Here is a 13,579-nt window from a genome sequence, read left to right as displayed (position 1 = left end):
TTCATGACCGGACGCATCATTCCTCTCATCATGTGCGGCGGCGCCGGGACTCGGCTGTGGCCGGCCTCGCGGGAGGTTCGCCCAAAGCAGTTCCTGCCGCTGTTCGGCGCCCGTTCCACGTTCCAGGACACGCTGCTGCGCGTCTCCGATGCCGACTTGTTCGAACGGCCGATCATCATCACCAACCTGGCCTATCGCTTCATGGTGCTCGAGCAACTGGCCGAGATCGGCATCGAGGCCGACGTCCTGCTGGAGCCGCTGCGGCGTGATTCTGGCCCGGCCATCGCAGCCGGAGCTGCGTTCGCCCAGTCGCGCCATCAGGACGCTGTCGTGCTGGCACTCGCGGCCGATCACGTCGTCCGCGACACTGCGGCCTTCCTCGCGGCGTGCCGGCAGGGGCTCGCTGCCGCCGAGGCCGGCCGCATCGTCACCTTCGGCGTCAATCCGGAGCGCGCGGCCACCGAATATGGCTATATCAGCCCGGGTGCATCGGTATCCGGGGAAGTGCGGGCCGTCGCGAAGTTCGTCGAGAAGCCGGATCAGCCGACCGCCGAGCGCTACATTCGCGAAGGCTATCTCTGGAACAGCGGCAACTTCATGTTCCGCGCATCGGTCCTGCTCGATGAATACCGCAAGTTCGATGCGGGCAGCGTGCAGACGGTGATCGACGCTGTCTCCAAGGCCGGCCGCGACCTCAGCTTCATCATCCTGGACTCCGATGCCTTCGCGGCGGCCAAGCCGATCTCGATCGACTATGCCGTGATGGAAAAGACCGAACGTGCCGCCGTGGTGGCGGTGTCGTGCGGTTGGTCCGATGTCGGCTCCTGGCATGCGGTCTGGGAACTGTCCGACAAGGACGGGCAGGGCAATGCCGCGCGCGGCACCGCCGTGTTCGAGGATTCCCGCAACTGCAACGTGGTCACCGACAAGGCGCTGGTCGCGCTCGAGGGCGTCGACGATCTCGTCGTGGTGGCGGCGCAGGATGCCGTGCTGGTGTCGCGCCAGCGCGATGCCAACGGGTTGAAGCGGCTGGTCGCCAAGCTCAAGACCGTCGCGCCCGAAGTGACCGAGGCGCACATCAAGGTGCATCGGCCCTGGGGCAGCTATCAGTCGGTCGACAATGGCGAGCGTCACCAGGTCAAGCGCATCATCGTCAAGCCCGGCCAGCGGCTGTCGCTGCAGAAGCACTATCACCGCTCCGAGCACTGGATCGTAGTGCGCGGCGCGGCGCGGGTCACCATCAACGAGACGGTCAAGACCGTGCACGAGAACGAATCGATCTACATTCCGATGGGCGCGGTGCACCGGCTGGAGAACCCGGGCAAGATCCTGCTGGAACTGATCGAGGTCCAGACCGGGTCCTATCTCGGCGAGGACGACATCATCCGCATCGAGGACGATTACCGTCGCGAGTAGGGCGGGGTCTCGCCGCGAATCACGCGAGCCGTGCTAGATAGCCCCGGACGTCGTACGCCGGAGAGCTTCCTTGCAAAGCACGATCGGATCGCGCGCGTTCCAGAACGCGCGCCTGCAGAAGAAGAACCGCAAGCAGGCCGACGGCCTGCTGCCGAAGGCCGTCGAGGCCTACAGGGCGGGCCGGCATGCCGATGCCCAGGCCATCTGCGGTCAGGCGCTGGCCCTCGTGCCCGATCATTTCGACGCTCTTCACCTTCTCGGCGCCTCGGCGCTCGATAGCGGTCGGCTCGACCTCGCCGAGCAGGCCCTGACCCGCGCCGTCGCGGTGGAGCCGCGCAATGCCGAGGCCCTGGCCAATCTCGGCCTCGTGCTGTTCAGCATGAAGCGCTACGAGGAGGCGCGCGCGGTGCAGGAGCGCGCCGTCGCGCTCAAGCCCAATTTCGCCACCGCGCTGACGAGCCTCGGCAACACCCTGATGAACATGCAGCTGTTCGCGCAGGCGATCGAGGTGCATGACCGCGCCATCGCGCTGAAGCCCGACTTCGCCGACGCCTACTGCAATCGCGGCATGGCGCAACTGCTCCTGCTGCGCAACGAGGAGGCCAGACAGAGCTTCGACCGCGCCTTGGCGCTGGCGCCGCGGCACATGCAGGCGACCTTCGGCAAGGGATTGGTCAGCATCAATCTGCGGCACCTCGAGCAGGCGCTCGCCGCCTTCAACGTCGCGCTTGCCATGAAGCCGGGCACGGCGGCCGTCATCGCGCAGCGTGGCCGCCTCTATGTGCAGATGGGACGGTTCGCCGAGGCCGAGGCCGATTTCGATGCCGCGCTGGCGACCGACCCCGGGCTCGAGGCGGCGCTGCTCGGCAAGGCGCATGTCTGCGTGCTCACCGAGCGGATCGCTCCGGCGATGCTCGCCTGCAAGCGGGTGCTGGAGCAGAATCCGGCGTCGGAGGTGGCGCTGATCTGGCTCGGCACGTGCTTGGCGAAGCAGGGCGACACGGCCGGCGCCATGCAGCATTTCGACCGCGCGCTCGAGATCAATCCGACATTCGAGGACGCTATCCTCAAGAAGATCTTCGCGCTCGATTTCATTGCCGAGGCTGACTTCGCCATGCAGCAGGCGGCCCGACGCGAATGGTGGGACCGGATCGGCGCCGCGCTGCCCCGCCGTCATCTCAAGGACCGCAACCTCGATCCCGAGCGGCTGATCATCGTCGGTTACGTGTCGTCAGACTTCCGGAGCCATTCGGCGGCGCTCTCGTTCATGCCGGTGCTCCGCCTGCATGACCACAAGGCCTTTCGGGTCATCTGCTATTCCAGCTCGCCGCTGCGCGATGGCGTGACGGAGCAGTTCATGTCCTTCGCCGACGGCTGGGTCGATGCCTGCCAGCTGGCGGACGACGAACTGGCCGACCGGATCGAGGCCGACAATGTCGATATTCTGGTCGATCTCTCCGGCCACTCGGCCGGCAATCGTCTTGCGGTTTTTGCGCGGCGCCCGGCTCCGATCCAGGCGAGCGCCTGGGGGCATCCGACCGGCACTGGACTGCCAACGATGGACTACGTGCTGGCCGACCCTGTCTCGATTCCGCCGGCGGTCCGGCACCTCTTCGCCGAGCAGATCTACGATCTGCCGTGCATGGTGACGATGGATGCGATCGTCGGCGTCGCCCAAACGCCGCTGCCGATGCTGCGGAACGGTTACGTGACCTTTGGCGTCTTCAACCGCATCGACAAGATCTCCGACGCCGCGCTGGCCGTGTGGTCGAGGCTGTTGCAGGAGATGCCGAGCGCGAGGATCATCATCAAGAACGGTGCGCTCGATGACGCCTATCTGCGGGACACCTTGATCGGTCGCTTCGTCAGCCATGGCATCGCCGCGGAGCGCGTCCGTTGTCTCGGCTCCAGCGCGCGCAACGAGCATCTGGCGGAATTCGCTGCGATCGACATGTCGCTGGACCCCTTCCCGCAGAACGGTGGTGCCAGCACCTGGGAGTCGCTGCACATGGGCGTGCCCGTCATCACCAAGCTCGGGTCGACGCCGTCGGCGCGCGCCGGCGGTGCGGTCGTGACCGCGGTCGGCCTCGGCGACTGGGCCGCCGAGGACGATGAAGGCTACCTCGCCATCGCACACCGTCATGCCGGCGATCCGGAGGGCCTGGCGAAGCTGCGTGCGGAGCTCCCACAGATGATCCTGAGCTCCGCCGCCGGCAATGTCGAGACCTACACGCGCAAGGTCGAGGAGGGGTACCGTCAGTTCTGGCGCCGGTACTGCACCTCCGCCTGACCGTTCCGCAACTACCAGCGCGCCGCGCCGACGATGCGCCCGTCCGCCGCTTCGAGAATCACGGCGGCATCCTCGCCCTCCGGCATCGGCTCGGTGAGGCGCAGCGCGGTGCCGCTCCAATCCCCGAGCGGACGCACCGAGCGCACCACGTTGAGCTCCTCCAGCGTGCGGCCGCCATTCTCGCCGCGGCGGATCGCCGTTTCGTGCCGATGATCGAAGCCGACCAGGAGGAGGCGTCCGCGTCCTTCACCGCCGCCGACCTCGACCGTGAGCCTGTCGCCATTGCGCGCGAGCTTGAGCCGCGCCGCCGTCGCGCTCGCGCCCCTGGCGCGATCGATCGCGGCTCCCACCTCGGCCCTGTTCGAGCCGACATGACCCGTCACCCCGTCGACGACGATCTCCGGCGTGTAGGAGCCGTCGCCGAAGCGGCTGCCGTAGCGGGCCTGGCGGTCGGTGGCGGCCGGCAACGAGAATGGATCCTTCCAGCCCAGCCGGTCCCAATAGGTGACGTGAAAGGCGAGCGGCAGCACGTCGCGGCGCTGCCGCACCAGCTCGTTCAGATAGGCATTTGCAGGCGGGCAGGAGGAGCAGCCCTGCGAGGTGAAGAGCTCGATGACGACAAGGCGATCCACCGCGGCCGCCGACGGCGACCACGGGGCAAGCGAGGCGAGCAGCACGGCGAAGGATGAGGCGTAGCGGAGCGAAGCGAGGCTGAGGGTCATGGGTGTTCTCCCGCGATGTGACGTGATCTCCTTCGCCGGCGGGATCCACCGTGTTACCTCCTGCCGTAGCCAACACGCAGGCGTGAAGACGCATCGACGGTTACCTTCGCGGCCTGTCGTGACGCGTGAGCAGGGCGCTCGCCACACGTGAAGGGCATCGTGCACGCCGTTCAAAAGACAGCGCTTTTCGTCCGCACCCGATGTAACTTTCTGAATCAAATCGTGTCCTGAAAAAGGTTTCCGCATTCGCCTCGCTTCAAGCGGCATGCTAGGAGAGCTTCGACCGGTGATTTGCCGTTCGTTAACCGTTGCGGCCAATCCGTGACGTCGCAATCCGGGGACATTGATGGGGTCGATGACATGAGTTCCAAGGGGGCGGGCCACAAGGCCGAGCTGAGGCAGGCGCTGCGAGTCGGCGTGATTGGAGCCGGCGTGATGGGCAGCAATCATGCCCGCGTGCTCGCCGGTCTGCCCGACGTGCACCTCGTCGGCGTCGTCGATCCGCTGCCGGCGCATCGCAGCCGCGTCACCGAGCTTGCGAGCTGCCCGACCTTCGAGACGCTCGATGAGCTCGTCGCCGAGGGCGTCGACGCCGTGACGATCGCCGCGCCGACCCATCTGCATCACGAGCTCGCGCTCGCCTGCATCGCCCGCAAGGTGCATCTGCTCGTCGAGAAGCCGATCGCCTCCACGGTCGAGGAAGGCAAGGAGATCGTCTCGGCCGCGCACCGCGCCGGCGTCACCCTGATGATCGGCCATGTCGAGCGCTTCAATCCGGCGGTTGCCGCGATCAAGAAGGCGATCGCGGGCGAGGACATCCTGTCGATCGCGATCACCCGCGTCGGCCCGTTCCCGCCGCGCATGTCCAATGTCGGCGTCGTCATCGACCTCGCCGTGCATGACATCGATCTCATCCGCTGGTTCACCGAGTCCGACATCATCGAGGTGCAGCCGCAACTCTCCAGCGCGGTGGCCGAGCGCGAGGACATCGCGCTTCTGCAGTTCCGCACCGCCTCGGGCGTGCTGGCCCACATCAACACCAACTGGCTGACGCCGTTCAAGGCGCGCAACGTCACCGTGGCGACGCGCGGCAAGTACATCATGGGCGACCTGCTGACGCGCCAGGTCACCGAATGCTTCGGCTTCAAGCCGGACGGCAGCTACTCGATGCGGCATCTCCCGGTCGGCCATGACGAGCCGCTGCGCGCCGAGCTGATTGCATTCCTGCATGCGGTGCGCTCGGGCACGTCGCCCGCCGTCACCGGCGACGAGGGCGTCGCGAGTCTGGCGATCGCCACGCAGTGCCTGGAAACCTCGAGCCATCGTCCGGCCGAGGCCGCCGCCACCAAGCTGCGCGCGGCCGGCTAGCCGGCCCGGCCTTCGCTTCATCCTCATTTACGTTTGCGAACATGTGTCAGAGCTCATGAACCAGCACCTGCGTCATCAGCCCATTCCGTTCATCGACACCGCCGCGCAGCGCCAGCGGCTCGGCAAGTCGCTCGATGACGCCGTCGCCCGCGTGCTCGCGCATTGCCAGTTTCTCGGCGGCCCCGAAATCATCCAGCTCGAGAAGGAGCTGGCTGAATTCTGCGGCGCCAAATACGCCGTGAGCTGCTCCAGCGGCACCGATGCGCTGCTGATGGTGCTGATGGCCCAGGGTATCGGCCCGGGCGACGCGGTGCTGTGTCCGTCCTTCACCTTCTGCGCCACCGGCGAAGCGGTGGCGCTGACCGGCGCCACGCCTGTGTTCGTCGACGTGCTGGAGGACACCTTCAACATCGATCCGGCCTCGCTCCGCCGCGGCATCGCCACCGCGAAGCGGCTCGGCCTCAAGCCGAAGGCTGTGATTCCGGTCGATCTGTTCGGGCAGAGCGCGGACCATGATGCGGTCGCCGCGATCGCTGGGGACGAAGGGCTGTTCGTGCTCGACGACGCCGCCCAAGGTTTTGGCGCCAGCTACAAGGGCCGCCGCATCGGCACCTTCGGGCTCGCGACCGCCACCAGCTTCTATCCGGCCAAGCCGCTCGGCTGCTTCGGCGACGGCGGCGCCATCCTCACCGACGATGCTGGCCTCTTGGAGCGGCTGCGCAGCGTGCGCGCCCATGGCGGCGGCAGCGACAAATACGACAACGTCCGCCTCGGCCTCACCGCGCGGCTCGACACCATCCAGGCCGCGGTGCTGCTCGAGAAGCTCAGGATCTTCGACGACGAGATCGCCGCGCGCAATGTTGTCGCTGAGCGCTACACGGCGGCGCTGGCCGACGTCGTGAAGGTGCCGCGCCTCGTTGACGGCTGCACCTCGGTCTGGGCGCAATACACCATCCGCCTGCCCAAGGGCGTCGACCGCGACACCTTCGCCGCCGCGCTGAAGGCGCAGGGCATTCCGACCGCGATCTACTATCCGAAGTCGATGCATCAGCAGACGGCGTACCGCATCTTCCCGAGCGTCGATGGCGGCCTGCCGGTCAGCGAGCAGCTCTCCGCCGACGTCATCAGCCTGCCGATGCACGCCTATCTCGACGAGCCGACGCAGGTTCGCATCATCGACGTCGTCCGCGGCGCTGTGGCGGGCTGAGGTCTTCGCTAGCTTGCGGGCTCGCAGGCAGCTGATCTGCCCCGCTGATGGTCCGAAACGACAATCCTGTCCCTATGGGGCGTGAATGGGCGGTCTATCTTCTCTTGCTTCGGGTACCATGCCGATGTTGAATCATGACTAACGTGCCAGGGAAAGTGGGTACTAGCAGTCCGCTGAAAAACTATCGTTTTTGTCGGATTTTTGTGATTCACCGATCTTAGCGAGTCTCGGAGGCGCGGATGCGAGGCAAGTTCGAGCATCAGGGCGGGCTGTTTTCGTACATTTCGCCGGAGGCGCGTGTTCCAAAGGATCATCCGCTGCGCAAGATCCGGGAGCTGGTGCGAGACGTTCTTCGCGACCTGAACCGTGCATTGGGCGCGCTCTACTCGAAGGAAGGCCGCCCCTCGATCCCGCCCGAGCAATTGCTCAGCGCTCTGCTGCTGCAAGTTTTCTACGGCATCCGCTCTGAGCGTCAGCTCATGGAGCAGTTGGATTACAATCTGCTCTACCGCTGGTTCGTGGGGTTGGCGCCGGACGATCGGGTGTGGGACCCGACGACATTCACGAAGAACCGTACCCGGCTTGAAAACGGCGAGGTGTTCGCCAAGTTCATGGCGAAGCTGCTGAACCATCCCGAGGTGAAGCCGCTGTTGTCGGCGAGCACTTCTCGGTGGACGGCACGCTGATCGAGGCCTGGGCCTCGCATAAGAGTTTCCGGCCGAAGGATGGCTCGGACGACGGCGACGATGGTACGAACTTCCACGGCCAGAAGCGCAAGAACGACACCCATGCCAGCGTGACCGATCCCGACAGCCGACTGTATCGGAAGGCGCAGGGCAAGGAAGCCCGACTCTGCTACATGGGCCACGTCACCATGGAGAACCGGAACGGCCTGGCGGTCGATGGGCGTGTCACCCATGCCAACGGAACCGCCGAACGCTCCGCGTCGGAAGCCATGCTCAAATCCAAAGCCAACAAGGATGGCCGACGCATCACCGTGGGCGAGAACAAGGCCTATGACACCGCCGAGCACGTCGCCAGGCTGCGGAAGATGAATGTCACACCGCACGTCGCCCAATACAACTGTGGCAATCCCAACTGGGCGCCAGAGTGCCATCGACGATCGCGCCACCCGGTACGCCGGTTACGGCATGTCTCAGACATGCCGGGCCATGGTCGAATGCATCTTCGAATGGGGCAAGCAGCACGGAACCATGCGCAAAACCAAGCACCGTGGTCGCGAACGCGTGCTTGGCGACTTCCTGCTCAACCTGATCGGCTATAACCTCGTTCGGATACCCAAGCTGATCGCCGCATAACACCGTCCCTCGCGGGCGGACGGTCTTGCGATCCTCGCAACGCCCCCGTCGGCTCAGACTTCAAAAGTCAAACCGTCGGCCTCATGCGGGTATTTCAGCGGACTGCTAGATTGCGGCGGGCCGCACGTGCAAATAGCAGGACCGCGGCATCACCGCGCTCGGCAGTGTCAAACCGGCATGGTAAGTAGTTATACCGCTCGTCATTGCACAGATTGTGTGCCTCACAGGCGCAGCTCGATGTGCGTCCGTCCTCTGGGAGGCCGTGAGCGTCATCCGCCGGACCTCGCGCAATAGTCCCGCCAGAGCTGCCGATACGCGGCCTCGACGCACCGTGTATAGTTAGCGACGTTACCGGCCGGCGAGCGCGCGATCCGATTTGGCAGCTCGGCACGCAGTCTGGCCATCCGCTCCGGCTGGGCTGCGTAGGTCTTGGCAATGCGGACGTAGTCGTTGTCATCTGCGGCGATCCAGTCGTCGAGGCCGACGGCATGGATGATGCCAGCGGCGAGCCGCGATGAGGCGCTGGTGCCAAGCTTGGCGACCACCGGGACGCCCATGTAGAGTGACTCCCAGGTGCTCGCGCCGCCGTTCTGCGGAAACGGATCGAGCGAGATGTCGATCCCGGAAAAGGCGCCGAGGTGGCTGCGCCGGTCGCTCGCGCCCATGCAGACTACGCGCTCCTCCGGCATGCCCTGGGCCGCGAACCGAGCCATTAGACCGTTGCGCACCAGCGCATCGTCGAGAGCCAGATGCTTTACCACCATCTTCGCGCCTTCGATCTCGCGCAGCAGTCGCGACCACAGTGTGATCGCGGCGTCGGAGATCTTGTCGATGCGGTTGAATACGCCGAACGTCACGTGGCCGTTTTGCAGCAGCGGCGCCGGCGACAGCGGAATGTCGGTGATCGGATCGGTCGTGTTGAGCGAGGGCAGGTCGTAGATGCGCTCGGCGAAAAGGGGGCGGACCTCGGGAGGGATTGTGACCGGATCGGCGAACAGCACGTCCATCGTCTGCATGCCCGTCCCGGTTCCGTTGCCCCAGCCGGTGGCCTGGATCGGCGCCGGCTTGCGCGCAAACACCGTCAGCCGGTTGCCCAACGTATAGCCGGAGAGATCGACCAGGATGTCAACGTCATCGGCCTGGATGCGATCGGCGAACTCGTCGTCGGACAGAGTGGCGGCATCGACCCAGACGTCGGCGATGTCTTGGAACGCATCGGTCAGGCGGTCGCGCGACCGCGAGGTGGAATAGCAGTTGATTTGGACCTGCGTCTTTTCGTGGGCGCGCAGCACCGGAAAGAAGGCGAAGGCGGCCGAATGGGTGCGGAAGTCGCCTGAGACGTAGCCGATGACGAGACGTCGGTCGGGGTCAAGCGAGCGGGCCGCAAGCTGACGACGCGGCAGCCTGGACCCCACCATGTCCCACCAATAGCGGCGCGCGGCCTGATGCGCGGCGAAATCGGCGCCGGGCAGGAAATCGAGATAAAAGATCTTCTTTGTGATCGCCTCTTCGTAGTCCGGTTGCACCGCCAGCGCCTGATCGAACAGTGCGATCGCACTCGTGACGTCCCCGAGCCGTCCATGGCAGGCGCCGAGTAGGGTCAGCGCGGCCTGGGCTGTCTGATTTGTGTCGAGCACACGCTTGCAGGCCGCCATCGCCTGGGCGACGTTGCCGTTGAGCAGCCAGATCTGCGCCTTACCCTGCCAGCCTACCTGCAGGTCCGGATCGAGCGAGATCGCGCGATCGAAGTCGGCTTCGGCCTCGGCCGTGCGCCCGGAGATCATGTATAATCGGCCGCGATGCGCTAGCAACTCGGCATGGGCGGGTCGAGCGGCAAGCGCTGCATTGAAGCTCGCTTCCGCCAGCTCGAAATGATGCAGCTCGAGATGGGCGAGCCCTCTATTGACGGTGGCTTCGAAATGGCTGGGGTTGAACGTCAGCGCGCGCTCGGCGCTGGCGGCGGCGGCGTCCCAGCGCCGCAGCATCAGCTCAGCGACGCTGCGATTGCACCAGGCGTCGACGTCGTCCGGCTTGAGCGCGAGGGCACGCGCCGCGGCGGCGAGCGACGCCTCGCCCTGCCCCAGACGCAGCAGGGCGATCGCGAGATTGCGCAGGGTGATCGGCGCATTCGGCCTCAGCGCCAGCGATCGCTCCAGCGCGGCGCGCGCTTCTTCATAGCGTTCGCAATTGACCAGCGCCCAGCCGAGATTGGAGTGCGCATCCGCCGAGTTGGGCTCAAGCGCGACGGCCTGGGTTAGGAACACGGTCGCTTCGGCGAATCGGGACGAGGATACCAGTGAGACGCCGAGCAGATGTATGGCGTCGAAATAGTCCGGAAGCTCTTGCAGTAGCTTCGCACACAGCGCCTGCGCCTCCGCCTGGCGTCCGGCCTGGAAGGCCCTGTACGCCAGTGCCAGCGTCTCGGCGAGCTTCTTCTGCTTTTTCTCCTGTCGGGCTTTCTGGAAGGCGCGCGAACCTACGGTGCTCAAGGCTGTTTCTCCGTGCGGCCAAAGACGGCGACGATTCGAGCGGCCGCAGCTGCGTAGCGCGGCGCGGCAGATCTTGCCCGCGACATGGTTAGCAGCTGGTTAATGCGGTGGGGAGGGGGGAGACGGCGAATGCCAGCAACGGGCGCTGCATCGATCGGTCACTCATCCCATCAGGCGCATCACAGGACGCCCAATCTCAGACGCGCGGTCACGGTCTCGCGGCGCGTTGTGCCGGAGCTGTGCGTTGCGTCCCGCCCTCCACACCAGTGGAGGAGCCACCGTCGTCCACGCCGTGCTATCCGCAGCAGCGTAAACTTGACCTCAGCTTCGGGAGGCCAGTGTTGTCGATCAAGGCGGATATCTCGGCCTCGAGCTTGCTCAACTCGGTGCTGATCACCTTGGCTAATCGCGTGTGCAGACGCTGCACTTCCACAGGCAATTCATGCTCGCCCTGGTTCGTCAGTCCAACCAGTATGTCCTTCGTTGCCTGGCGCGTATTGACCATCTGCTGAAGCTTTTCTCGGGCCGCATCGTAGGCCTGACCCGCAGCTTCATTGAAGGTCTCGGCGAACCAGGCGATCGTGTCCGCATCGATGCTGTCGTTCTTGGCCAGGCGCCCGGCCGATCGAGCGAAGCTCCGCACCCGCTTTGGGTCGACGATACGAACGTCGACTTTGGCGGCCCCGCGCCAGCTTGGCCCACTCCCATAGCCGCCGCTGGCCGCCATCACGACTTTGCCGATCTTGTTCCGGCGCAGCCACGCCACGAAGTCGCGCCGGCCTTCATCCGTCCTTTCGAACATCTGCTTGGACCCAAGCGCTCGGGTACCAGCATCGACCTTATCCTTGGCGACATCGATACCGCGACAACGAGATCATTCTGTGCCATCATCCGGCTCCCTTCCTTGCAAGGTGCGGACTCGAAGCCCGTGCAACTGTTCGGGTTGAAGGAAGACACCGGACCTGTCCCACGCTCCCCGACAGGCTCCAAAAGGGCCTTTGAGCACAATCGGGCTCAGATCCAGCGACGGGCGGTTGGTCAGAACCGCCCGTTCGCACATCCTGGCAGATTTCGAAGACACAAGAGTGCAACTCGAACCGCCGCACTTCGGCCCTAAGCGGAATTTCTGCGCGTTCGCCGCTTTAAACTCCGTCCCCGATGCTTTCGCGAGCGTGGGGCGGTACTCAGTAGTATCAGTACGACTGCGTCACGAATTAGCGGAGCGTAATCCGCCGTCATGCTGGGCTCGATTTCGCTCGCCAAATGCTTGCATGGGCAACGTCCATATACTCTCGCCAGACGATCTGGACGAACATGCAATGTCGTTGGAAGTTTTGCGCTGGGCGCGGCGGATTACGCTGCGCTAATCCCGCCCTACGGGCTAGGGCGTGGACTCATAAACACTTGTCCAGAGGCGTGCTGAGGCAAGAGCTACCGCGGCGAGGAAGTTGCGTGCGAGCTTATCGAAGCGGGTAGCGATGCGCCTGAAATGCTTAAGCTTGCAGAAGAACCGCTCAACGAGATTGCGCTGGCCATAGATGCGTCGGCTGACGGAACGTTGGACTACTCGCTGGCTGGTGGAAGGAATATAAGCCCTAGCTCCGCCAGCTCTGATCATGTGCAGGAGGGCGTCGGCGTCGTAACCGCGGTCGGCCACGACATCACGACATTTTAGCCCTTGGAGCAGAAATGGCGCGGCACGCAGATCGTGGGCCTGCCCCGAGGTTAGCGTCAGCCGGACCAGCAATCCGTTCTCGTCGACGACCGCATTGATCTTGGTGCTCAGTCCTCCACGAGAGCGGCCAATGGCGTGATCCTCGCCCCCTTTTTACCCCCAGCGGCGTGCTGATGGGCGCGGACGATGGAACTGTCGATCAGCGCCATCGACTGCGGCGAGCGAGCTGCCAGCACCTCGAAAATCTGGACCCAAACGCCTGCCTTGGCCTAGCGGTTAAAGCGGTTATAGACCGTCGTGTAAGGACCATAGCGTTCCGGAAGATCTCGCCAGGGCGAGCCTGTCCGCAGCACATAGAAGATGCCGTGGAGAACCCGCCGGTCGTCGACCCGACCGCCACCGCATGGCTTATTCGGCAGCAAGGGCTTGATCAAAGACCATTCTCGATCGCTCAGGTCAAACCGCGCCATGTCCACCCCCCCCCCAAAAAAAATCACTTAAGGGGAGTGAATCACCGTTCGCCAGCTAACGGAATCCATTTATGAGTACATGACCTAGATCAAATCATCGACTGTGATCCGCCTTGGCGATCTTCTTCAATGTTGCGGCAGTGCCGGGCTTCTGGCCGCTCTCGATCTCGGACAGGAACGCCTGGGAGATGCCGGCGGCATCGGCGAGGGCGGCCTGGGTCAGATCGCGTTTCTTGCGCCAGAAGGCGAGGGGAGTTTTTGCGGCCAGGAGTTCGTCGGCCTCGGCCGAGGTCAGCATCTCCTCCTCGCCGCTCTCGCTCTCGCGGAGCGTGCACCGGGCCATCAGGCTGTCGCGGAGGTTTTCGAGCTCCTCGATCATCCGGTCGTAGTCGGCCTCCGGCACGATCACGATGCCGTCGCCGTTGGGGGCTTTGGCTCTGACGTGGGGCATGGTGCTCTCTCAGCCGGCACCGAGGACGTTGGCCGTGTCGTTCATCTCTGTGAATACCACTCGGAACGGCTGGAGGGGATAGGGTGAGGGCTGCTTCGCAGACCGCGCCCGTCGAGAGTCCCCCTCACCCCGATGTCATCTTCGATGCCATCCGACCTCTCCCCGCAAGCAG

8 protein-coding genes and 2 pseudogenes are annotated in these 13,579 nt (G+C 64.9%); 5 read left to right on the top strand and 5 right to left on the bottom strand.

The window, feature by feature from the left end; genetic code table 11:
- Positions 1-3: 3 nt before the first annotated feature.
- Together QX041_RS27410 and QX041_RS27405 are read left to right on the top strand one after the other, a co-directional pair.
- The gene (locus QX041_RS27410) at positions 4-1,416 is read left to right on the top strand and encodes a mannose-1-phosphate guanylyltransferase/mannose-6-phosphate isomerase (RefSeq protein ID WP_316167188.1); all 1,413 of its coding nucleotides are present in this window, start codon (positions 4-6) and stop codon (positions 1,414-1,416) included.
- 70 nt (positions 1,417-1,486) lie between these two features.
- Positions 1,487-3,706, top strand: a complete 2,220-nt coding sequence (locus QX041_RS27405) for a tetratricopeptide repeat protein (RefSeq protein ID WP_316167186.1) — start codon at positions 1,487-1,489, stop codon at positions 3,704-3,706.
- An 11-nt stretch (positions 3,707-3,717) separates the two neighbouring features.
- Here QX041_RS27405 and QX041_RS27400 read toward each other — a convergent pair whose 3' ends face one another.
- Positions 3,718-4,428: a DUF1223 domain-containing protein gene (locus QX041_RS27400; protein WP_316167184.1), complete on the bottom strand. Its 711-nt coding sequence runs from the start codon at positions 4,426-4,428 to the stop codon at positions 3,718-3,720.
- A gap of 360 nt (positions 4,429-4,788) precedes the next feature.
- On the opposite strand from QX041_RS27400, the gene QX041_RS27395 reads away from it, so the two are divergent.
- The 3 genes and pseudogenes from QX041_RS27395 (at position 4,789) to QX041_RS27385 (ending at position 8,322) form a co-directional block, all read left to right on the top strand.
- On the top strand, positions 4,789-5,796 hold the full coding sequence (locus QX041_RS27395) for a Gfo/Idh/MocA family oxidoreductase (RefSeq protein ID WP_316167183.1): 1,008 nt from the start codon (positions 4,789-4,791) through the stop codon (positions 5,794-5,796).
- Positions 5,797-5,851: 55 nt separating this feature from the next.
- A complete protein-coding gene (locus QX041_RS27390; RefSeq protein WP_316167181.1) occupies positions 5,852-7,003 on the top strand; it encodes a DegT/DnrJ/EryC1/StrS family aminotransferase in 1,152 nt (383 codons plus the stop codon).
- A gap of 239 nt (positions 7,004-7,242) precedes the next feature.
- Positions 7,243-8,322, top strand: a pseudogene (locus QX041_RS27385) (IS5 family transposase).
- Positions 8,323-8,591: 269 nt separating this feature from the next.
- On the opposite strand, the gene QX041_RS27380 reads toward QX041_RS27385, so the two are convergent.
- The 4 genes and pseudogenes from QX041_RS27380 to QX041_RS27365 form a co-directional block, all read right to left on the bottom strand.
- Positions 8,592-10,811 (bottom strand): tetratricopeptide repeat protein, encoded by a 2,220-nt coding sequence (locus tag QX041_RS27380; protein ID WP_316167179.1) that lies wholly within the window; start codon positions 10,809-10,811, stop codon positions 8,592-8,594.
- A 295-nt stretch (positions 10,812-11,106) separates the two neighbouring features.
- Positions 11,107-11,670, bottom strand: a complete 564-nt coding sequence (locus tag QX041_RS27375) for a transposase (protein ID WP_410051894.1) — start codon at positions 11,668-11,670, stop codon at positions 11,107-11,109.
- 522 nt (positions 11,671-12,192) lie between these two features.
- Positions 12,193-12,956, bottom strand: a pseudogene (locus QX041_RS27370) (IS5 family transposase).
- A gap of 94 nt (positions 12,957-13,050) precedes the next feature.
- The gene (locus QX041_RS27365) at positions 13,051-13,407 is read right to left on the bottom strand and encodes a helix-turn-helix transcriptional regulator (RefSeq protein ID WP_316167175.1); all 357 of its coding nucleotides are present in this window, start codon (positions 13,405-13,407) and stop codon (positions 13,051-13,053) included.
- Positions 13,408-13,579 lie beyond the last annotated feature (172 nt).

Source organism: Bradyrhizobium sp. SZCCHNRI2009, from assembly GCF_032485115.1.
Taxonomy (GTDB): domain Bacteria; phylum Pseudomonadota; class Alphaproteobacteria; order Rhizobiales; family Xanthobacteraceae; genus Bradyrhizobium.
This window is presented reverse-complemented; position numbering and strand designations above follow the sequence as displayed.